The following is a 20,118-nucleotide window of genomic DNA, read 5'->3' on the forward strand; positions in this document are numbered from 1 at the left end:
CGATGACCGGCTGACCGCGACCGGTTGACCGCGATCGATTGACCGGTGACCGGTTGACCGCGACCGACTGGTCAGCGGCCGTGCCGGTGCCCGGTCTCGTGGACGGTGTTCGTCTCGGCGATCTTCTTCCAGGACTTGGGCTCCACGGGCTTGGCGGCGGGCGCCTTGGTGGAGCGTGCGGCCGGCGTGGCGGCGGCCGGCGGCGCGAACGCGGGCTTGCCCGGGGTGTAGAGCCATGTCTCGAAGAGCTGGGCCAGCGGCTTGTTCGACACCTTCTCCGCGTAGCGGACGAAGTCGCCGACCTTGGCGTTGCCGTAGGCCCGTTCGGTCGGCCAGCCCTTGAGGATCTGGAAGAACTTCTCGTCGCCGATCTCGTTGCGCAGCGCCTGGAGGGCGATCGCCCCGCGATCGTAGACCGCCCCGTGGAACTGGTTGTCCGGGCCCGGGTCCCCCGGCTTGACCTGCCAGAACGGGTCCTCGGCCGGGTGCTGCGCGTACGCCCAGTCGGCCAGCTCCTGCGCCGTGCCCTCGCCCTCCTTCTCCGACCAGAGCCACTGGCTGTAGCGGGCGAAGCCCTCGTTGACCCAGATGTCCTTCCAGCCCTCCACGGACACGCTGTCGCCGTACCACTGGTGGGCCAGCTCGTGGACGACGACCGAGACGTTCGCGCCGTTCGAGAACTGCCGCGGGCTGTAGAACGGCCGGGTCTGCGTCTCCAGCGCGAAGCCGGACGGCACGTTCGGCACGTAGCCGCCCAGCGCGTTGAACGGGTACGGGCCGAAGACGCCTTCCAGCCACTCGGCGACCTCGCCGGTCCGCTCGACGCTGGCGCGCGCCGCCCCCGCGTTGTCGCCGAGGTCCTTGCTGTACGCGTTGAGGATCGGCAGCCCGTTCGCCGTCTTGTCGGTGGTGACGTCGAACTTGCCGATGGCGAGGGTGGCGAGGTACGTGGCCTGCGGCTTGTTGGAGCGCCAGTTGTACCGGGTCCAGCCGAGCCGCGAAGTCTGCGACTGGAGCACGCCGTTGCTGATCGCCTGCGTGCCGTCCGGGACGTTGACCGAGATGTCGAAGGTGGCCTTGTCGAGCGGGTGGTCGTTGCTCGGGAACCACCAGACCGCCGAGTCGGGCTCCTGCGCCGCGATGCCGCCGTCCGGGGTGCGCTGCCAGGCCGACCAGCCGTCGATCTTGAACTCGGAGGGCTTGCCGGCGTACTTGACGACGACGGTCGCCTGCCGGTCCTTCTGCAGCGGCTGGGCGGGGGTCACCTCCAGCTCGTGGTCCCCGGCCGTGGCGAACTTGGCCTTGGCACCGTTGACCCGGATCTCGCTGACCTTGAGGCCGAAGTCCAGGTTGAAGCGGGAGAGGTCCTGCTTGGCGGTGGTCAGCAGGGTGGCCGTGCCCTCCAGCAGGTCCGTCTTCGGCTGGTACTGCAGGCGCAGGTCGTAATGGGACACGTCGTATCCCCCGTTGCCGCTGGCCGGGTAGTAGGGATCGCCGATACCCGGGGCGCCCGGTACGGAACTCGCCGCCGACGCCGGGATCACCAGCAGCAGGGAAGCGGCGAGCACGCTCGGGGCGATGACTTTGCGGTGCACGAAGGGCTCCAAGTGGTAGGGGAGACAGTCATGTTCTCGGTCTGGTGGCTCGACCGTATTCACACCCGGCCCCTCCCGTCATGTCCATGGCCCCTGCTGTCACACGATCGCCATTCGGCCGTCACAGGTACGCCCCCCGGCGCCGTGAGGGCCCGGATGACCGCGTGCGCGCGCCGCACCGCGCGGTACGGGCACCCTGCGAGAAAGGCCAGAAAACGGCACCTGCGCCGGGCGGGGACCGGTGTGGCGGAGCCTGGCCTGTCCGACATACTGAGCAGTCGGTAACCTGGCGGGCATGTCGATTCCCGAGTTCGCCGCCCGTCGCTGCTGGCACGCCGCGATCAACCCGCTGCACGCCACGATCTACTTCTCGCCGGATCTCGCCAAGGAGTACGCCGCCCTCGGCGTCACCGAGCGGCTCGCCGTCAACCTCGCCTCCCGCTCCGCCGCCATGGGCGCCGTCGGCGCCGGCGCCGTGACCGCGGCCTTCTACAACTACCGCCACGACTCCGTAGCCCGGCACCTGCCCGCAGTCTGGGACACGATCACCCCCGAGCAGGCCCTCGCCGCCCGCCTGCGCGCCGCCGACCGCACCCTGCGCCGGCTGCTCGGTGAGGAGACCGTCGCCTCCCCGGAGATCGCCGAGGCCGCCGACCTGGCCATGCGTGCCACCGAGGCCTGTACCCGGCACGCCCGCCCCCTCTACGCCGCCCACGCCGACCTCCCCGTACCCGAGGAGCCGCACCTGCGCCTGTGGCACGCCACCACCCTGCTGCGCGAGCACCGCGGCGACGGCCACCTCGCGGCCCTGCTCATCGCGGGGCTGGACCCGCTGGAGGCGCTGGTCAGCCACACCGCGACCGGCCGCGGCATGGCCCCGAAGTGGAACAGGGCCGTCCGCGGTTGGGAGCCGTCCGACCTGACCGCCGCCGCCGACCGCCTGCGCGAGCGCGGGATCCTCGACGCCGACGGCGAGCTCACCGATGAGGGCCGGGCCGTACGGGAACGCCTGGAAGCCGACACCGACCGCCTCGACGCGGCCCCGTACGAACACCTCGGCGCGGACGGCCTGGCCCGGCTCGCGGAGCTGGGCGGCGGTTTCGTCCAGCGGGCCATGGCCGCGGGCGCCTTCCCCGCCGACCTCTTCGGCAAGGCGTAGCCTCCCCGGCGCGCCGCCCCCGGGCCCGGCGGGGCGGCGGTCCGCGCCTGCGCCGGTGCCACCTGCCACAATTGGCAGCCGTCCAGTGCAAACGAAGGCAGGCGGGACCGATCGTGACGACGTCCATCGAAGGCAGGATCGCCGAGGAGCTCGGCGTACGGGAGCGGCAGGTCAAGGCCGCCGTCGAGCTGCTCGACGGCGGCTCCACCGTGCCGTTCATCGCGCGCTACCGCAAGGAAGCGACCGAGATGCTCGACGACGCCCAGCTGCGCACCCTGGAGGAGCGGCTGCGGTATCTGCGCGAGCTGGAGGACCGGCGCGCGGCCGTCCTCGACTCGGTCCGGGAGCAGGGCAAGCTCGACGCCGAGCTGGAGGCGCGGATCAACGCGGCCGACACCAAGGCCCGCCTGGAGGACATCTACCTCCCGTTCAAGCCCAAGCGGCGCACCAAGGCGCAGATCGCCCGCGAGGCGGGTCTGGAGCCGCTCGCCGAGGGCCTGCTGGCCGACCCGTCGGTGGAACCGGCCGCCGCCGCGGCAGCGTTCGTGGACGCCGACAAGGGCGTCGCCGATCCGGCAGCCGCCCTGGAGGGCGCCCGCGCCATCCTCACCGAGCGGTTCGCCGAGGACGCCGACCTGATCGGCGAACTGCGCGAGCGCATGTGGGGCCGCGGCCGGCTCGCCGCGAAGGTCCGCGAGGGCAAGGAGGAAGCGGGCGCCAAGTTCGCCGACTACTTCGACTTCGCCGAGCCGTTCACGGCGCTGCCCTCGCACCGGGTCCTGGCCATGCTGCGCGGTGAGAAGGAGGAGGTCCTCGACCTCACCCTGGAGCCAGAGCCGCCGAGCGAGACCCCCGGCCCCTCCACGTACGAGGGCATGATCGCCCGCCGCTTCGGCGTGGCCGATCGCGGCCGCCCCGGCGACAAGTGGCTCGCCGACACCGTCCGCTGGGCCTGGCGCACGAAGATCCAGGTGCACCTCGGCATCGACCTGCGCATGCGGCTGCGCGCCGCCGCCGAGGACGAGGCCGTCCGGGTCTTCGCCGCCAACCTGCGCGACCTGCTGCTCGCCGCCCCCGCGGGCACCCGGGCCACCCTCGGCCTCGACCCCGGCTTCCGTACCGGCGTCAAGGTCGCCGTCGTGGACGCCACCGGCAAGGTCGTGGCCACGGACGTGGTCTACCCGCACGTCCCGGCCAACAAGTGGGACGAATCGCTCGCCAAGCTGGCCCGCCTGGCCAAGGAGCACGCGGTCGAGCTGATCGCCATCGGCAACGGCACGGCCTCCCGCGAGACCGACAAGCTGGCCGGTGACCTGATCACCCGCCACCCCGAGCTGAAGCTCACCAAGGTGATGGTCTCCGAGGCCGGCGCCTCCGTGTACTCGGCCTCCGCCTTCGCCTCGCAGGAACTCCCGGACATGGACGTGTCCTTGCGCGGCGCGGTCTCCATCGCCCGCCGCCTGCAGGACCCGCTCGCCGAGCTCGTCAAGATCGACCCCAAGTCGATCGGCGTCGGCCAGTACCAGCACGACCTGTCCGAGGTGAAGCTCTCGCGCTCGCTCGACGCCGTCGTCGAGGACTGCGTGAACGGCGTGGGCGTGGACGTCAACACCGCCTCCGCCCCGCTGCTCTCCCGCGTCTCGGGCATCAGCAGCGGCCTCGCCGAGAACATCGTGGCCCACCGCGACGCCAACGGCCCCTTCCGCAGCCGCAAGGCCCTCAAGGACGTGGCCCGGCTCGGCCCGAAGGCGTACGAGCAGTGCGCGGGCTTCCTGCGGATCCGCGGCGGGGAGGACCCGCTGGACTTCTCCAGCGTGCACCCCGAGGCCTACCCGGTGGTGCGGGGCATGGCCAAGACCGCGGGCAGTGAGGTGGCCGCCCTGATCGGCAACACCGCGGTACTGCGCTCGCTGCGCCCGGAGCAGTTCGTCACCGAGGCCTTCGGCCTGCCGACGGTCACCGACATCCTGCGCGAGCTGGAGAAGCCGGGCCGGGACCCGCGCCCCGCCTTCAAGACGGCCACGTTCAAGGAGGGCGTCGAGAAGATCGGCGACCTCGCGCCCGGGATGATCCTGGAAGGGGTCGTCACCAACGTGGCGGCCTTCGGCGCCTTCATCGACATCGGCGTCCACCAGGACGGGCTGGCGCACGTCTCGGCCCTGTCGAAGAACTTCGTCAAGGACCCGCGCGACGTGGTCAAGCCGGGCGACATCGTCCGCGTCAAGGTCGTGGACGTCGACGTTCCGCGCAAGCGGATCTCGCTCACCCTGCGGCTGGAGGACGAGGCCGACCGCACGGCGGGCGCGCCCCGGCAGCGCGAGGACCGGCAGGAGCGGCGCGGCGGCGGCCGTCCCCCGCAGCAGCGCGGAGGCGGCCAGGGCCAGGGCGGTGCCCGCCGGCAGGCAGGCGGCGGCCAGGGCGGTCAGGGGCAGCGGGCCGGCGCCCCCGCCCCCGCCAACAGCGCGATGGCCGACGCCCTGCGCAGGGCCGGCCTCGCCGGTCCCGAGGAGCGCCGCAAGCGGTAGGGCGGCGGGCGGCGCTCGCGGTGCGCGCGGGCGCCGGCACACCGGCAGGGTTGGCTGAATAGTCACCTCGTGCGGGGGCATACCTTGCCAAGTCCCGTACAAGATCTGTAGGCATGGTGGAACGCCCGTTCGCCCTCCGGCGGACGGGCGTCCGTTCCCCCCTCAAAGCCCGCACTCCCAGAGGCCGCCTTGAAGGCACAGGACGTCATGCCCATGCCACAGCACGCCTATCGACGCTGCCCGCGAAAGGGTCCGAAGAGGGATCACATGCCCCACGCGCAACACGGCCTCCGCAAACGGTGCGAGAAGATCCTCGGCCGACTGGACATGCCCCACCCCTTCTCGCTCGACGCGCTGTGCGACCGGATAGCCCAGGGCCGCGGCCGCCCCATCCGGCTGCACCCGCTCCCCAAGGAGGCCGCGGAATCCGGCGTCTGCGGGCTGTGGGTGGGCACCGACCGGGTCGACTACGTCTTCTACGAGGCCCAGACCACCCCGCTGCACCGCGAGCACATCGTCCTCCACGAGCTCGGGCACATCCTGTTCGGGCACCACTCCCTGGACGGGGAGGAGCCCGCCGAGGGCGCCCCCGTCATCCTCGGGCGCACCAACTACACGACCCGCCAGGAACAGGAGGCGGAGATGCTCGCCAGCATGATCCGCATCCGTACGGCGGGCCCCTCCCCGGCCTCGCCCGCCGAGATCAGGGGCACCCTGGCCCGACTGGAATCGGCCATGGGCTACGAGCGCAGCCACACCCGCGCCCAGGAGCGGGGCCACCGTGGCCAGTGACCTCACCGCCATCGGCGACTGGCTCGCGGTACCCAGCGTGGTGTGCCTGTGGATCGCGGTCCTGCTGCGCGCCCCGGGCGCCCTGCGCCTGCCGCAGCAGCGCGGCCTGTGGCTGGCGGTGGCGACCGCCGCCGCCGCGATGACCCTGAACCTCCCCGACGTGATCGCCTACGCGACGCGCGACGCCGACTACGCGCACGCCGTCAGCCTCGTCCGCAACCTGATCGGCGTGCTCTCGGCGGGAGCCGTGCTCTACTTCGTGGCTGCCGCCACCCGGGGACGCACCCTCCAACTCGCCGCCTGGATGGGCACGGTCGCCTGGCTGACCACCCTCCTGATCCTGGACATGGCCGTGCCCGCGCACGGCCCCCACACCATCCCGCCGCACGGCGATCCGGTGCCCTCCCTCGCCTACTGGCTCTTCCTCATCGCCGCGCACCTCCTCGCCAACATCACCTGCGTCAGCCTCTGCGGCCGCTACAGCCGCCGCACCGGGAGCCGGGGCCTGGCGGCCGGCCTGCGGCTGTTCGGCCTCGGGACCGCCCTCGCCGGGGCGTTCTGGTTCGTGTACCTGCTCAAGGCCCTGTTCGGCAGCACCTGGGCCATGCCGGCGCTGCCGCTGCTGATGAACCTGCACGGGCTGCTGCGCGCCGCCGCGATCCTCGTCCCGACCCTGTTCACCCTGCGCCGTACGACCACGGACATCGCCACCGCCTGGCGGCTGTGGCCGCTGTGGCACGACCTCGTCCAGGCCGTCCCGCACGTCGCCCTCACCAAACCGCGGGCAGGCCGGGTCGTGGAGCTGCTGTGGCCGCCGGTCCCGCGCAACCTGCTCGTGTACCGCAAGGTCATCGAGACCCGCGACGCCATCCTGATCCTCGGCGAATACGTCGCCCCCGGCGTCCCGGAGCTCGCCCGCAGCCACGTCACGGTCAGCGGGATCCCCGAACAGCGGCGCACCGCGGCCGCGCTGGCCTGCGTACTGAAGGAGGCGCGGCAGGCGAAGCTCGCCGGGCTGCCGGGCCGGCCGGGAGGGGACGCCGAGTGGGAGCTGCCCGCCGCGATGCAGACCTCCGCCGAGGGCGGCGGCGTGGAGGACGAGGCCCGGTTCCTGGTGGACGTGGCCCAGGCCTACGGCTCCCCGGCCACCACCGGCTTCACCCCGGAGCCCGTGGACCCCCGAACCCGCAGGAAGTGAACGCTCCTTGACCACCGTTCTGATCACCGGGGCCAGCGCCGGACTCGGCGCGGCCTTCGCCCGCGGCTTCGCGGCCAAGGGCTGCGACCTCGTCCTCGTCGCCCGTGACAAGGACCGCCTCGAAGGCCTCGCCCGGGAACTGGGCCGAGCCCACGGCACGGTCTGCGAGGTGCTGCCCGCCGATCTGCTGGAGGCGGGGGAGTGCGCCGCGGTCGCCGAGCGGCTCGCCGACCGGGCCCGGCCCGTGGACATCCTGGTCAACAATGCGGGCTTCGGCCTGCCCGCGCCGTTCCCGTACAGCCCGGTCGAGGACGAGGAGCGGATGCTCGACCTGCTGGTCAAGGTCCCGCTCCGGCTCACCCACGCGATCCTGCCGGGGCTGCGCGAGCGCCGCCGGGGCGCCGTGCTCAACGTCTCCTCGGTCGCCGGACTCCTGCCCACCGGGACCTACGGGGCCGCCAAGGCCTGGATCACCGCGTTCAGCGAGTCGCTGCGGGTGGACATGGCGCCGTACGGGGTCCGGGTGCTGGCCGTGGTGCCCGGGTTCACCCGCACCGAGTTCCAGGCCCGTGCCGGAATGGACGTGAGCGACCTGCGCGACGCGGTGTGGCTGGAGCCGGAGGACGTCGTGGCCCGGGCCCTGCGCGACCTGGTCCTGCGCCGGCCGGTGAGCATCACCGGCCGCCGCTACCAGGCCTACGCGTTCGCCGCCCGGCACCTGCCCCGCGGCTTCGTGGCCCGCCGGATGGCCCGCACCCGCCGGGCCCCCGCGCAGTAGCCGCCGGAGATGCGGTGACGGTCGGCCCGGGCCAACCTGGGCGAGGGAGGAGGGGAGCTCGGCAGGGAGGGGACGTCCGGGTCCGCATCACAAGGAGTCCAAGGTGTCCTTCCTCGCGCCAGTTCTCGCCGCCGCCATGGCCGTGTCCTCGCCCCTCGTCGGGCGCGCGGACCAGGGCGTGACCATCGACGAGCCGTTCCGGGCCGCCGGCGGCCCGACGACCCACCGGGCAGTGACCTTCGATCCGCAGGCGATCCCCGTCGGCGGCACGGTCCGTGTCACCGAGCGCCTTGGCCAGGACGGCACCCACGTCGAGCTGTGGATCCGGGGTGCCGAGGCGAACCGCACGTTCGGTGCCCATGTGCACCAGAAGGCCTGCGGCAGCGCGCCCGGCGACTCCGGGCCGCACTACCAGGACGCCGAGGACCCGACCCAGCCCTCGAAGGACCCCGCGTACGCCAACCCCCGAAACGAGGTGTGGCTCGACGTCAGCACCGACGGGCGCGGCCACGGCGCCTCCGCCTCCACCGTGACCTGGCGTTTCCGTCCCGGCGAGGCCCGCTCCGTGGTGATCCACGAGCACCCCACCGGAACGGGACACGGCACGGCCGGCGTGGCCGGGAACCGGCTCGCCTGTGTCAACGTGCCCTTCGCATGACGCGCCCCGAGTCCTACAGCTCGACGACCTTGCCGTCCGCGACCTCCAGGCGGCGGGTCACGTGCACCGCCTCCAGCATCCGGCGGTCGTGCGTGACCAGCAGCAGCGTGCCCTCGTACGCCTCCAGGGCCGACTCCAGCTGCTCGATCGCCGGGAGGTCCAGGTGGTTCGTGGGCTCGTCGAGGACCAGCAGGTTCACCCCGCGGCCCTGGAGCAGCGCGAGGGCCGCACGGGTACGCTCGCCCGGCGAGAGCGTGGCCGCGGGGCGCAGTACGTGCGATGCCTTCAGGCCGAACTTGGCCAGCAGCGTGCGCACCTCGGCCGGCTCGGTGTCCGGAACGGCCGCGCAGAAGGCCTCCAGCAGCGGCTCGCCGCCGAGGAACAGCCCGCGCGCCTGGTCGACCTCGCCGATCAGCACGCCCGAACCGAGGGCGGCCGCGCCGGAGTCCGGGGCCAGCCTGCCGAGCAGCACCGCCAGCAGCGTGGACTTGCCCGCGCCGTTGGCGCCGGTGATCGCCACCCGGTCCGCCCAGTCGATCTGCAGGCTGACCGGGCCGAAGTCGAAGTCGCCGCGCCGGACGGCCGCCTCGCGCAGGGTGGCGACCACCGAGCCCGAGCGCGGGGCCGCGGCGATCTCCATCCGCAGCTCCCATTCCTTGCGGGGCTCGTCGACGACCTCCAGCCGCTCGATGGCGCGCTGCGTCTGGCGGGCCTTGGCGGCCTGCTTCTCGCTGGCCTCGCTGCGGAACTTCTTGCCGATCTTGTCGTTGTCGGTGGCCTTGCGGCGGGCGTTCTTGACGCCCTTGTCCATCCAGCCGCGCTGCATCTGCGCCCGGCCTTCGAGCGCCGCGCGCTTGTCCGCGTACTCGTCGTACTCCTCGCGCGCATGCGTGCGCGCGCGTTCGCGCTCCTCCAGATAGGCGTCGTAGCCGCCGCCGTAGAGGTTGATCTGCTGCTGCGCCAAGTCCAGTTCCAGGACCTTGGTGACGGTCCGGGAAAGGAACTCGCGGTCGTGGCTGATCACGACCGTGCCCGCACGCAGCCCCGTCACGAACCGCTCCAGCCGCTCCAGACCGTCCAGGTCCAGGTCATTGGTCGGCTCGTCGAGCAGGAAGACGTCGTAGCGGGAGAGCAGCAGCGAGGCGAGGCCGGCGCGGGCCGCCTGACCACCGGACAGGGCGGTCATGGGCAGGTCGAGCCCCACCGCCAGGCCGAGGTCGTCGGCGACCTCCTGGGCCCGCTCGTCGAGGTCGGCGCCGCCCAGGTTCAGCCACTGGTCCAGTGCCGTCGCGTACGCGTCGTCCGCGCCCGGCGTGCCGTCCACCAGGCCCTGGGTGGCCGCGTCCAGCTCCGCCTGGGCGGCGGCCACGCCCGTACGCCGGGCCAGGAACTCCCGTACGGACTCGCAGGCGCGCCGCTCCGGCTCCTGGGGAAGGTGTCCGACGGCCGCGGCGGGCGGCGAGAGCCGCAGTTCACCGGCCTCGGGCCGGTCCAGGCCGGCCAGCAGGCGGAGCAGGGTGGACTTCCCGGCGCCGTTGACGCCGACGAGACCGATGACGTCGCCGGGCGCGACGACGAGGTCGAGGCCGGCGAAGAGGGTGCGCTCACCGTGCGCGGCGGTGAGGTTCTTGGCGACGAGGGTTGCAGTCATGGTCCGCCGATCCTATCCGCGGCTGCGGGCATGGCCGTAAAGGTGGGAAGCCCGTCATTGCAGCCGCGGAGAAGACCTCACACCATGGGGTCATGTCGTTGCGAAACGTGCTCGTCCTCCTCTACGACGGGGTGCAGAGCCTGGATGTGACCGGGCCGGTGGAGGTCTTCGCCGGCGCCCGGCGCTACGCGATCCGCACGGTCTCCCCGGGCGGCGCGGCCGTCCGCACGAGCAGCGGGCTGACGCTGGTGCCGGACGGGGAGCTGGAGGCCGAGCGGCCGGGGCCGGGGACCACGGTGCTGGTGCCGGGGGGCCGGTACACCGGGGACTTCGAGCCGCGGCTCACCGACTGGCTGCGCGCCCACGGGGGTGGCGCGGAGCGGCTGGTGTCGGTGTGCACGGGCGGGCTGCTGCTCGCGGAGGCGGGGCTGCTCGACGGGCGGCGGGCCACCACGCACTGGAACGCCTGCGAGCAGATGGCGCGGGACTATCCGGCGGTGGAGGTGGAGCCGGACCCGATCTACGTCCGGGACGGCCCGGTCGCCACCTCCGCCGGGGTGACGGCGGGCATCGACCTGGCGCTGGCCCTGGTGGAGGAGGACCACGGCAGGGACCTTGCGCTGACGATCGCCCGCCATCTGGTGGTGTTCCTGCGGCGGCCGGGCAACCAGGCGCAGTTCAGCGCGCAGCTGGCGGCCCAGACGGCCCGCCGGGAGCCGCTGCGGGACGTGCAGCACTGGATCACGGAGCACCCGGGCGAGGACCTGAGCGTGGAGGCCCTGGCAGCCCGGGCCCGGCTCTCGCCCCGGCACTTCGCCCGGGCCTTCCAGGCGGAGACGGGCGTGACGCCGGGGCGGTACGTGGAGCGGGTCCGGGTGGAGCACGCGCGGCGGCTGCTGGAGGAGACGGAGGACGGCGTCGCCCGGATCGCCCGGTCCTGCGGCTACGGCACCCCGGAGGCCCTGCGCCGGGCCTTCCTCAAGACCCTGGGCCAGCCGCCGACGGAATACCGCCGCCGCTTCGGCCCCTGACCACCCGCGGCGCCCGGCCGGCCGGGCGCACACAGGCGTGCCGCTCTGTCGGAGCGGTGGACCACAGCACCACACCCACTCAGGAGAAGACATGCAGATCGCCTTCCTGCTCTACGACGGCTTCACCGCCCTCGACGCCATCGGCCCCTACGACACCCTCGGCCGCCTCCCCGGCGCCGAGACCGTCTTCGTGGCCGAGCGGCCCGGGCGCGTGCGCAACGATGCGGGGTCGCTCGCCCTCGTCGCCGACAAGGCGCTCGACGAGGTGCCCCGCCCCGACATCGTCCTCGTCCCCGGCGGCCCCCACCCCGAGGTGGAGATGGCGAACCCGGCCGTCCTCGACTGGCTGCGCGCCACCGACGCCACCAGCACCTGGACCACCTCCGTCTGCTCCGGCTCGCTCCTGCTGGCCGCCGCCGGGCTGCTGAAGGGCCGCCGGGCCGCCGGCCACTGGCTGTTCCTCGACCGGCTGCCCGCCTTCGGGGCCGAGCCCACCGGTGAGCGCGTCGTCTTCGACGGGAAGTACGTCACCGCGGCCGGGGTGTCCTCCGGCATCGACATGGGGCTCACCCTCCTCGGCCGGATCGCCGGGGACGAGTACGCCCAGACGGTGCAGCTGATGACCGAGTACGACCCCCAGCCGCCCTACGACGCCGGTTCGCCGGACAAGGCGCCGGCCGAGCTCGTCGCGCGCCTGCGCGCCGTCAATCCCCTGACGTCCCCGTCGGGTGCCAGGTGAACGACGGTGTGCGGCGTTCCAGGAAGGCGGCGACCCCCTCCGCGGTGTCGCCGCTTGCCGCCGCCTGACGCGCCCAGTAACCGTCGCGGTCCGTCCGGCCGTCCGCGAACTCCTTGGCCGCGGCCTGCGTCAGCCGCGAACGGCTCGCCAGAACACGGGTGAAGTCCGCGACGCGCTCGTCCAGTTGTCCGCCCGGCACCAGCTCGTTCAGGAAGCCGGCCCGCAGCGCGTGCTCCGCGTCGATCAACTCGGCGGAGAACAGCAGGTACTTGGCGGTGGCCGGGCCCACCAGCGCCGCCAGCCTCCGGGTGGACGAGGACGGGTAGACGATGCCGAGCTTCGCCGGGGTCACCCCGAAAGACGCCCCCTCCTCGGCGAAGCGCAGATCGCAGGCCGCGGCCAGCTGGCTGCCGCCGCCCACGCAGAATCCGCGGATCGCCGCGAGCGTGGGCTTCGGAAAGGCGGCGAGGGCCTCCTCCGCCGCCACCGACAGCGCCTGCGGATCCTCGTCGCCCCGCAGGGAGGAGATGTCGGCTCCCGCGCAGAAGGTCGGTCCCGCACCGGTGAGCACGAGCACCCGTACGGCCGGGTCGGCCGCCAGGCCCGCCAGCAGGGGCGGGAGCGCCCGCCACATCGCCGCCGTCATGGCGTTGCGCTTGGCGGGGTGGGCGATGACGACGGTGGCGACCCCGTCGGCAACGGTGTGCCGGAGGGCCGCGTCGGGGGCTGCTTCCGGGGCTGCGTCCATGCGCCGGATGCTATCCCGGGCCGCCGACCCTGTGATCAAGGGAATCCCGGCGGGGGTCGCGGGGCCCGCGATCAACATCGCCGCCGGTTTCGTGATCCTGCGCCGTCCCGAGGCGAGCGCCGAGGCGCTGACGATGTTCGCCGCGCTGCTCTTCCTCACCGGCGGGGTGTTCCGGCTGGTCGGCGGACTGGTGGTGCGCGGGGTGCATCTCGGGCTCAAGGCCCGCCGCGGCCGGGAAGCTTCCCGAAGAAGATCAGGAACAGTCGCACAACTGACGCTGTCATACGCCAGCGGTCAGAATGTGCCCGAATGACGCCGAGTTCTGGTCAGCGGCCCGGCCCGGAGCAGCCCGTTCCCCACTCTGGACGCGTGGAGACGATCGAGCGTGAAGACGGGGGCCGGAACATGGACGTCAGCGGGAGTGTCCCGCCAGCCGAGCTGGGCGAGCCGGAGCTCCCGGTCGGCCCTCTCGCGTACGAAGGCGTGTGGCGGTTCATCGTGCCCGCTGTAGAAGAATCCGTTCCGCAGGCCCGCCGCGCGGTCCGCGACCTGCTCGGCCGCCAGGGCGTCCCGGCCGACCGCGACCTCGTGTACGCGCTGCTGCTGATCGTCTCCGAACTGGTGACGAACTCGGTGCGGCACGCGGCGCTGCTCTCCCCGGAAGTCGCGGTCGAGGTCGCCGTCGGCCGGGAGTGGGTCCGGGTGGCCGTCGAGGACAACCACCCGTACCGGCCCAAGGCGCTGGAGGCGGATTTCGGCCAGACCGGCGGCCGGGGCCTGCTCCTGGTCCGGGAGACCACCCGGGAGTCCGGCGGGGTCTGCGACGTCGAACACACCTCGACGGGCGGCAAGGTCATCTGGGCGGCCCTGCCGCTCACCACATCCGGGCGGCCCTGAGCGCCGTCCCCGTATGGGCTACCAGCCCGCCGCAGCCCCGGTCAGCTCGCGGATCGCGGGTCGCGCCGCGTCCAGCACCGTCATGAACCAGGCCGAGAACGGCGCCTCTGCATGCCGCTTGGCGAGCTCCTCGGCGGTCACGAACGCCGTGTCGCCGATCTCCTGCGGATCCGGGCGCAGCTGTGCCTGCGCGAGTCCCACGAACAGGTGGTTGTACTCCTGCTCCACCAGGCCCGACGCGGGGTCGGGGTGGTTGTAGCGCACCGTCCCCGCCTCGGCGAGCAGCGAGGGCGACAGGCCCAGCTCCTCATGCGTGCGCCGGGCCGCCGCCGCGAAGGGCGATTCGCCGGGGTACGGGTGACCGCAGCACGTGTTCGACCAGACGCCCGGGGAGTGGTACTTCCCGAGGGCCCGCTGCTGGATCAGCAGGCGGCCCTGCTCGTCGAAGAGGAACACGGAGAAGGCCCGGTGCAGCTGCCCCGGAGCCTGATGGGCGGAGAGTTTCTCCGCCGTGCCGATGGTGTTGCCGGACTCGTCGACCAGTTCGAGCATGATCGGTTCTTGAGTGCCGGTGCCGGGGGACGCGGTGTTCGCGGCGGTGGCTGGTGTGGTCGGCATACCCATCCTTCGCTTCGGACTTCGGCCTTCAGTCTGCCGTACAAAAGAGGCTTGTCCCCACTTCGGCGATCCGCGCATGTCTGCCCCCGCCGCGTGCTAACGCGGCGGGGGACAGGATGTGCGAGGGGGTGCCGGGCACGGCCCGGCACCCCCTGCGGCACCGTCAGCGGCGGGTGCCGCCGGCCGTCTCGGGCCGCAGGACATAGCCGGTGTAGCCGTACTCGTGCCCGTGCCGCGCCCGGACGTCGAGCTCTTCGCGTACGGAGGCCAGCGCGGCCGCGGCCGCCGGAGCCGAGGCCCGGGCGGACCCGGCCACCCGCTCGCCCAGCGGGCCGTAGTACTCGGCCCAGTCGGAGTCCGGCTGGCGGTGGACGCCCAGCACCCGGTACCCGGCCGCCCGGGCGGCGGCGAGGTTGCGCGGGCCGGAGCGCAGGGCGTACTGGGGATCCCAGAAGGCGCGGGCACCGGCCGAGGGCTCCTCGACCGTCCACTCGCACTCGGTCACCACGAGCGTGCCGCCGGGGGCGAGCAGCCGCTTCCACCCGGCAAGCGCGGTGTCGAAGCCGATGCAGTAGGCGGAGCCCTCCGCCCATACGAGGTCGAAGGAACCGTCCGCAAAGGTGAGCTCGCCCATGTCCGCCTTGACGGGGTGGACGCGGTCGGCGACTCCGCGGGCCGCGCTGGCCGTGCGGAGTTCGTCGAGGAAGCCCTCGTACAGGTCGACGGCGGTCACCTCGGCGCCGCCGGCGCCCGCCTCCTCGGCGAGGAGCAGGGCGCTGCGGCCGGGACCGCAGCCCAGGTCGAGGACGCGCGGCCGCTCGGGCAGCGGTCCGCACAGGGACAGCAGGTGCCGGGTGGTCGCGTCGGAGCCGGGCGACTGCCGGGGCAGGCCGCGGTGGAGTGTGAGGAACGCGTCGAAGAATTCGGCGCGGGTGAAGCCGGAGTCGTGGTCGGTCAACGTGAACCCTTGGGAACGGGGGCTCCGGCCGACCAGAGGACACCCCAGCGGAGGCCGGGGGGATGGATCGGCGATGCGATCAGGCCTGGCCGGACGCCCGGAGGAAAGTGGGGAATACGGGGATGTACCGGAGTTCGCCGCGCTCGGCAGCGACCACTGCGACGGTCATCGACCCACCTCTTTCCCCGCGGGGTGCTTCCTGTGTTCCACAGTGCGTTCGACCTTAACATCCAGGCGGTTTGTCGTGCCCGGCGTGATCGTCAATGATGATCGCTCCGGCGGCGCCGAAGCCCCGGATTATTCGGCTTATCGGGGAGTAAACGGGTGATGAACCCCTGCTTCCATTCATCCGATAGCCTCTGCCGACGTGCCGCCGCCCCCGCGCGGCGTCGCCCGTCCCGTGTTCGCTGCAAGGAGTGAGTTCGTCTGTCGACCGTCATCCTCACCGGCCTGCCGGTCCCCGGATCACCGCTCACGGACGAGCTGCGCTCCCTCGGCTTCGACGTCCGCCCGGCCGCCGGCCCCGAAGAGACCGCCGCGGCACTGGCCGGCGTACCCGCCGACCAGCGGGTGGCCGTCGTGGACAGCGCCTTCGTCGGGCATCTGCACGCGCTGCGGCTCGCCCTGACCGACCCGCGCTTCGACGCCTGCGCCGTGACCGGCGCCCTCGCCGTCCAGCCGGGGGCCCGCGCGGCCCTCGACAAGGCCGCCGCGCTCCCGCCGACGGCCCTGGAGGGCTCCGGCCCGTACCCGGACCGGCTCGCCGACGCCGTCGAGGCGGCCGGGACCGCGGTCCAGCGCCCCGAGCTCGGCAGCCTGGTCGCGGCTGTCCCCGCCACCGCCCAGGAGCGTGAGGCGGCGGCCGCCGCCGTGGCCGCCGTGGACGAGGAGGCCGTGCGGCTGCGCAGCGCCGTGAAGTCCCGCGACGGCTTCTTCACCACGTTCTTCATCAGCCCGTACTCGCGCTACCTCGCCCGCTGGTGCGCCCGCCGCGGACTGACCCCGAACCAGGTCACCACCGCCTCGCTGGCCACGGCGCTGATCGCCGCCGGCTGCGCCGCCACCGGCGAGCGCTGGGGCTACATCACCGCCGGTGTGCTGCTGCTGGTCTCCTTCGTCCTGGACTGCACCGACGGCCAGCTCGCCCGCTACTCGCTCCAGTACTCGACGATGGGCGCCTGGCTCGACGCGACCTTCGACCGCGCGAAGGAGTACTCCTTCTACGCGGGCCTCGCGCTCGGCGCCGCCCGGCACGGGGACGACGTCTGGGCCCTGGCACTCGGCGCCATGATCCTCATGACCTGCCGGCACGTCGTGGACTTCGCCTTCAACGAGGCCAACCACGACGCCACCGCCAACACGAGCCCGACCGCCGCGCTCTCCGACCGGCTCGACAGCGTCGGCTGGACCGTCTGGGTCCGGCGGATGATCATCCTGCCGATCGGCGAGCGCTGGGCGATGATCGCGGTGCTGACGGCCACGACCACCCCGCGCATCGTCTTCTACGCCCTGCTGATCGGCTGCGCCTTCGGCGCGCTCTACACCACCGCCGGCCGGGTCCTGCGCTCCCTGACCCGCAAGGCGAAGCGCACCGACCGGGCCGCCCAGGCCCTGGCCGACCTCGCCGACTCGGGCCCGCCGGCCTCGGCCGCCGCCGCGCTCGCCAAGGGCCGGCCCGTCGCCCCGCTGGCGATGACCCTCGCCGGCTCCGTACTCCTCCTCGCGGGAGCGCTGCTGAACACGTTCGGCACGCCCTGGCTCGTCGGAACCGCCGTGTTCTATGTCATGGCCACCGGCGCGGCCGTCTCCCGCCCGCTCAAGGGGGCCCTGGACTGGCTCGTCCCTCCGGTGCTGCGGTGCGCCGAGTACGCGACCGTGCTGGTGCTTGCCGCGAAGGCCGATGTCCCCGGGGCCCTTCCGGCCGCATTCGGACTGGTCGCGGCGGTCGCCTACCATCACTACGACACGGTCTACCGCATCCGCGGCGGCTCCGGTGCACCGCCGAGGTGGCTGGTGTGGACGATCGGCGGGCACGATGGCCGGGTCCTGCTGGCCGTGGTCCTGGCCGCCGTCCTGCCCCGTGACGCGTTCCCCGTCGCGCTCACGGCCATGGCCGTGTCCGTGGCACTCGTGGTGCTCGCCGAGAGCATCCGCTTCTGGGTCTCCTCCGGGGCACCCGCCGTACATGACGAAGGAGAACCAGCATGATCGGCCTTGTACTCGCTGCCGGTGCCGGACGCCGCCTGCGTCCCTACACCGACACCCTGCCCAAGGCCCTCGTGCCCGTCGGCCCCGAAGGCGACGAGGAGAGCCTGACGGTCCTCGACCTGACCCTCGGCAACTTCGCCGCGGTCGGCCTCACCGAGGTCGCGATCGTCGTCGGCTACCGCAAGGAGGCCGTGTACGAGCGCCGGGAGGCCCTGGAGGCCAAGTACGGCGTCAAGATCACGCTGATCGACAACGACAAGGCCGAGGAGTGGAACAACGCCTACTCCCTGTGGTGCGCCCGTGACGTCCTGGGCCAGGGTGTGATCCTCGCCAACGGCGACACCGTCCACCCGGTCTCCGTCGAGCAGACCCTGCTCGCCGCCCGCGGCAACGGCCAGAAGATCATCCTCGCCCTCGACACGGTCAAGAACCTGGCCGACGAGGAGATGAAGGTGGTCGTCGACGGCGAGAAGGGCGTCCAGAAGATCACGAAGCTGATGGACCCGGCCGACGCCACCGGCGAGTACATCGGTGTCACCCTGATCGAGCCCGAGGCCGCCCAGGCGCTCGCCGAGGCCCTGAAGACCACCTTCGAGCGCGACCCCGACCTCTACTACGAGGACGGCTACCAGCAGCTCGTGAACGACGGCTTCGTGATCGACGTGGCTCCCATCGGCGACGTCAAGTGGGTCGAGATCGACAACCACGACGACCTCGCCAAGGGCCGGACGATCGCATGCCAGTACTGACGAGGCTCATCCCCTCCCCGGTCGTCGTCGACATCAGCCGGGGCGCGATGGACGACCTGGCCGGCCTCCTGGCCGACCAGCGGATCTCCGCCTCCGGCAAGCTGGCGATCGCGATCAGCGGCGGCTCCGGCGTGGCGCTGCGCACCAAGCTGGAGCCGGTCCTGCCGCACGCCGACTGGTACCCGGTGGTGGACGGCACCATCGACTCCGCCGTCAAGCTGGCCGACGACATAAAGGGCCGCCGCTACGACGCCGTGGTGGGCCTGGGCGGCGGCAAGATCATCGACGTGGCGAAGTACGCCGCGGCGCGGGTCGGGCTGCCCATGGTGGCCGTGGCCACGAACCTCTCCCACGACGGCATCTGCTCGCCGGTGTCCATCCTGGACAACGACAACGGTCGCGGGTCCTACGGTGTGCCGACCCCGATCGCGATGGTCATCGACCTCGACGTGATCAAGGAAGCGCCCGTACGGTTCATCCGCGCCGGCATCGGCGACGCGATCTCCAACATCTCGGCCATCGCCGACTGGGAGCTCTCGCACCGCCTGACCGACGAGCCGGTCGACGGCCTGGCCGCCGCCATGGCCCGCACCGCGGGCGAGTCGGTGCTGCGCCACCCCGGCGGCTGCACCGACGACGAGTTCCTCACCGTGCTCAGCGAGGCCCTCGTGCTCTCCGGCATCGCCATGTCGATCAGCGGGGACAGCCGCCCCTCGTCCGGCGCCTGCCACGAGATCAGCCACGCCTTCGACCTGCTCTACCCGGGGCGCTCCGCGCTCCACGGCGAGCAGGTGGGGCTCGGCGCCGCCTTCGCCATGCACCTGCGGGGAGCCGCGGACCAGTCCGGCCTCTTCGTGGAGGTGCTGCAGCGCCACGGACTTCCCGTACGGCCCGAGGAGATCGGGTTCAGCGTGGACGAGTTCGTCGCGGCCGTCGAGTATGCCCCCCAGACCCGCCCGGGACGTTTCACGATCCTGGAGCACCTCAACCTGTCCGCAGCCGAGATCAGGGACGCTTACGCCGACTATGCCAAGACCATCCGTAGCTGAACTCCGGCCCGTCGTCCACCCGGCGGGTGTGAAGGACCGGCGCAGCGGCGAGCACTGGGGCGGCCGCCTGTACATGCGCGAGATCTCCCTGCGCATCACCCGCTTCCTGGTCACCACGAAGGTCACGCCCAACCAGCTGACCTACGTGATGACCCTGGCCGGTGTCCTGGCCGCCCCGGCCCTGCTGGTGCCGGGCGTCTGGGGCGCCGTACTCGGCGTGGTGATGGTCCAGCTCTACCTGCTCCTCGACTGCGTGGACGGGGAGGTCGCCCGCTGGAAGCAGCAGTTCTCGCTCTCCGGGGTGTACCTGGACCGGGTCGGCGCCTACCTGTGCGACGCGGCGGTGCTGGTCGGCTTCGGCCTGCGCGCCGCCGACCTGTGGGGCAGCGGGCGGATCGACTGGCTGTGGGCCTTCCTGGGCACCCTCGCGGCGGTCGGCGCCATGCTGATCAAGGCCGAGACCGACCTGGTCGGCGTCGCCCGCCACCAGGGCGGGCTGCCGCCGGTGAAGGAGGCGGCCGCCGAGCCGCGCTCCTCCGGCATGGCCCTCGCCCGCCGGGCGGCGGCCGCGCTGAAGTTCCACCGGCTGGTCCTCGGCATCGAGGCGTCCCTGCTCATCCTGCTGCTGGCCGTCCTGGATCAGGTCCGCGGCGACCTGTTCTTCTCCCGGCTCGGCGTCGCCGTCCTCGCCGGCATCGCGATGCTCCAGACGCTGCTGCACCTGGTGTCCGTCCTCGCGTCGAGCAGGCTGCGGTGAGCGCCCCG

At 72.7% G+C, this 20,118-nt stretch carries 18 protein-coding genes and 2 pseudogenes; 14 read left to right on the top strand and 6 right to left on the bottom strand.

Annotated features, from left to right (window positions below; all coding sequences use genetic code 11):
• Positions 1–71: 71 nt before the first annotated feature.
• Positions 72–1,595 carry a M1 family metallopeptidase gene (locus AB0B01_RS12715; RefSeq protein ID WP_361716607.1) on the bottom strand — a complete coding sequence of 508 codons (1,524 nt, stop codon included), beginning with the start codon at positions 1,593–1,595 and terminating at the stop codon, positions 72–74.
• 295 nt (positions 1,596–1,890) lie between these two features.
• Between AB0B01_RS12715 and AB0B01_RS12720 the strand changes: the two genes are divergently transcribed.
• The 6 genes from AB0B01_RS12720 to AB0B01_RS12745 all read left to right on the top strand — a co-directional run bounded on the left by AB0B01_RS12720 (position 1,891) and on the right by AB0B01_RS12745 (position 8,705).
• Positions 1,891–2,754 carry a hypothetical protein gene (locus AB0B01_RS12720; RefSeq protein ID WP_361716610.1) on the top strand — a complete coding sequence of 288 codons (864 nt, stop codon included), beginning with the start codon at positions 1,891–1,893 and terminating at the stop codon, positions 2,752–2,754.
• Between the two features lie 113 nt (positions 2,755–2,867).
• Positions 2,868–5,279, top strand: coding sequence for a Tex family protein (locus AB0B01_RS12725; protein ID WP_361716613.1), 2,412 nt, complete (start codon positions 2,868–2,870; stop codon positions 5,277–5,279).
• Positions 5,280–5,546: 267 nt separating this feature from the next.
• The gene (locus tag AB0B01_RS12730) at positions 5,547–6,071 is read left to right on the top strand and encodes a hypothetical protein (RefSeq protein ID WP_361716616.1); all 525 of its coding nucleotides are present in this window, start codon (positions 5,547–5,549) and stop codon (positions 6,069–6,071) included.
• Positions 6,061–7,269: an MAB_1171c family putative transporter gene (locus AB0B01_RS12735; RefSeq protein WP_361716619.1), complete on the top strand. Its 1,209-nt coding sequence runs from the start codon at positions 6,061–6,063 to the stop codon at positions 7,267–7,269. Before AB0B01_RS12730 ends, AB0B01_RS12735 begins: the two co-directional genes overlap by 11 nt.
• 7 nt (positions 7,270–7,276) lie before the next feature.
• Positions 7,277–8,047, top strand: a complete 771-nt coding sequence (locus tag AB0B01_RS12740; RefSeq protein ID WP_361716622.1) for an SDR family oxidoreductase — start codon at positions 7,277–7,279, stop codon at positions 8,045–8,047.
• Positions 8,048–8,150: 103 nt separating this feature from the next.
• Entirely contained in the window at positions 8,151–8,705 is a 555-nt protein-coding gene (locus AB0B01_RS12745; protein WP_361716625.1) for a superoxide dismutase family protein, read from the top strand.
• A gap of 13 nt (positions 8,706–8,718) precedes the next feature.
• Here AB0B01_RS12745 and AB0B01_RS12750 read toward each other — a convergent pair whose 3' ends face one another.
• Positions 8,719–10,356: an ABC-F family ATP-binding cassette domain-containing protein gene (locus AB0B01_RS12750; RefSeq protein ID WP_361716628.1), complete on the bottom strand. Its 1,638-nt coding sequence runs from the start codon at positions 10,354–10,356 to the stop codon at positions 8,719–8,721.
• Between the two features lie 92 nt (positions 10,357–10,448).
• Between AB0B01_RS12750 and AB0B01_RS12755 the strand changes: the two genes are divergently transcribed.
• Together AB0B01_RS12755 and AB0B01_RS12760 are read left to right on the top strand one after the other, a co-directional pair.
• Entirely contained in the window at positions 10,449–11,387 is a 939-nt protein-coding gene (locus AB0B01_RS12755) for a GlxA family transcriptional regulator (protein ID WP_361716631.1), read from the top strand.
• 91 nt (positions 11,388–11,478) lie between these two features.
• Positions 11,479–12,126 (top strand): DJ-1/PfpI family protein, encoded by a 648-nt coding sequence (locus AB0B01_RS12760; protein WP_361716634.1) that lies wholly within the window; start codon positions 11,479–11,481, stop codon positions 12,124–12,126.
• On the opposite strand, the gene AB0B01_RS12765 is transcribed toward AB0B01_RS12760, so the two are convergent.
• The gene (locus AB0B01_RS12765; RefSeq protein ID WP_361716637.1) at positions 12,092–12,874 is read right to left on the bottom strand and encodes an enoyl-CoA hydratase-related protein; all 783 of its coding nucleotides are present in this window, start codon (positions 12,872–12,874) and stop codon (positions 12,092–12,094) included. The genes AB0B01_RS12760 and AB0B01_RS12765 overlap by 35 nt on opposite strands.
• 67 nt (positions 12,875–12,941) lie before the next feature.
• Between AB0B01_RS12765 and AB0B01_RS12770 the strand changes: the two are divergent.
• Together AB0B01_RS12770 and AB0B01_RS12775 are read left to right on the top strand one after the other, a co-directional pair.
• A pseudogene (locus AB0B01_RS12770) lies at positions 12,942–13,076 on the top strand (DUF308 domain-containing protein); the annotation flags it as partial.
• A gap of 167 nt (positions 13,077–13,243) precedes the next feature.
• Positions 13,244–13,771 carry an ATP-binding protein gene (locus AB0B01_RS12775; protein WP_361716640.1) on the top strand — a complete coding sequence of 176 codons (528 nt, stop codon included), beginning with the start codon at positions 13,244–13,246 and terminating at the stop codon, positions 13,769–13,771.
• An 18-nt stretch (positions 13,772–13,789) separates the two neighbouring features.
• On the opposite strand, the gene idi is transcribed toward AB0B01_RS12775, so the two are convergent.
• From idi to AB0B01_RS12790, 3 genes and pseudogenes are all read right to left on the bottom strand, one after another.
• Entirely contained in the window at positions 13,790–14,389 is a 600-nt protein-coding gene (gene idi, locus AB0B01_RS12780) for an isopentenyl-diphosphate Delta-isomerase (RefSeq protein WP_361716642.1), read from the bottom strand.
• Between the two features lie 190 nt (positions 14,390–14,579).
• Positions 14,580–15,347 (bottom strand): annotated as a pseudogene (locus AB0B01_RS12785) (class I SAM-dependent methyltransferase); the annotation flags it as partial.
• Between the two features lie 465 nt (positions 15,348–15,812).
• A complete protein-coding gene (locus AB0B01_RS12790; protein WP_361716839.1) occupies positions 15,813–15,950 on the bottom strand; it encodes a hypothetical protein in 138 nt (45 codons plus the stop codon).
• On the opposite strand from AB0B01_RS12790, the gene AB0B01_RS12795 reads away from it, so the two are divergent.
• The 4 genes from AB0B01_RS12795 to AB0B01_RS12810 are packed head-to-tail and all read left to right on the top strand — an operon-like array spanning position 15,918 to position 20,110.
• Positions 15,918–17,555, top strand: a complete 1,638-nt coding sequence (locus AB0B01_RS12795) for a DUF5941 domain-containing protein (RefSeq protein ID WP_361716645.1) — start codon at positions 15,918–15,920, stop codon at positions 17,553–17,555. The genes AB0B01_RS12790 and AB0B01_RS12795 overlap by 33 nt on opposite strands.
• Positions 17,552–18,304 carry a phosphocholine cytidylyltransferase family protein gene (locus tag AB0B01_RS12800; protein ID WP_361716648.1) on the top strand — a complete coding sequence of 251 codons (753 nt, stop codon included), beginning with the start codon at positions 17,552–17,554 and terminating at the stop codon, positions 18,302–18,304. The genes AB0B01_RS12795 and AB0B01_RS12800 overlap by 4 nt, the downstream gene beginning before the upstream one ends.
• Positions 18,292–19,353, top strand: coding sequence for an iron-containing alcohol dehydrogenase family protein (locus tag AB0B01_RS12805; protein WP_361716651.1), 1,062 nt, complete (start codon positions 18,292–18,294; stop codon positions 19,351–19,353). The genes AB0B01_RS12800 and AB0B01_RS12805 overlap by 13 nt, the downstream gene beginning before the upstream one ends.
• Positions 19,331–20,110, top strand: coding sequence for a CDP-alcohol phosphatidyltransferase family protein (locus AB0B01_RS12810; RefSeq protein WP_361716654.1), 780 nt, complete (start codon positions 19,331–19,333; stop codon positions 20,108–20,110). The genes AB0B01_RS12805 and AB0B01_RS12810 overlap by 23 nt, the downstream gene beginning before the upstream one ends.
• Positions 20,111–20,118 lie beyond the last annotated feature (8 nt).

The sequence above is a fragment of the Streptomyces sp. NPDC044571 genome (genome assembly GCF_040647115.1).
In the GTDB taxonomy this organism is placed as follows: Bacteria; Actinomycetota; Actinomycetes; order Streptomycetales; family Streptomycetaceae; genus Streptomyces.

Bases quoted from the DNA above. Each gene is read 5' to 3' on its own strand.
- AB0B01_RS12730 (WP_361716616.1), top strand. From the start codon at position 5,547: ATGCCCCACGCGCAACACGGCCTCCGCAAACGGTGCGAGAAGATCCTC.
- AB0B01_RS12810 (WP_361716654.1), top strand. From the start codon at position 19,331: ATGCCAAGACCATCCGTAGCTGAACTCCGGCCCGTCGTCCACCCGGCG.
- AB0B01_RS12765 (WP_361716637.1), bottom strand. From the start codon at position 12,874: ATGGACGCAGCCCCGGAAGCAGCCCCCGACGCGGCCCTCCGGCACACC.
- AB0B01_RS12750 (WP_361716628.1), bottom strand. From the start codon at position 10,356: ATGACTGCAACCCTCGTCGCCAAGAACCTCACCGCCGCGCACGGTGAG.
- AB0B01_RS12800 (WP_361716648.1), top strand. From the start codon at position 17,552: ATGATCGGCCTTGTACTCGCTGCCGGTGCCGGACGCCGCCTGCGTCCC.
- AB0B01_RS12720 (WP_361716610.1), top strand. From the start codon at position 1,891: ATGTCGATTCCCGAGTTCGCCGCCCGTCGCTGCTGGCACGCCGCGATC.
- idi (WP_361716642.1), bottom strand. From the start codon at position 14,389: ATGCCGACCACACCAGCCACCGCCGCGAACACCGCGTCCCCCGGCACC.
- AB0B01_RS12760 (WP_361716634.1), top strand. From the start codon at position 11,479: ATGCAGATCGCCTTCCTGCTCTACGACGGCTTCACCGCCCTCGACGCC.
- AB0B01_RS12790 (WP_361716839.1), bottom strand. From the start codon at position 15,950: ATGCCCGACGAAGGCGCTGTCCACGACGGCCACCCGCTGGTCGGCGGG.
- AB0B01_RS12805 (WP_361716651.1), top strand. From the start codon at position 18,292: ATGCCAGTACTGACGAGGCTCATCCCCTCCCCGGTCGTCGTCGACATC.
- AB0B01_RS12755 (WP_361716631.1), top strand. From the start codon at position 10,449: ATGTCGTTGCGAAACGTGCTCGTCCTCCTCTACGACGGGGTGCAGAGC.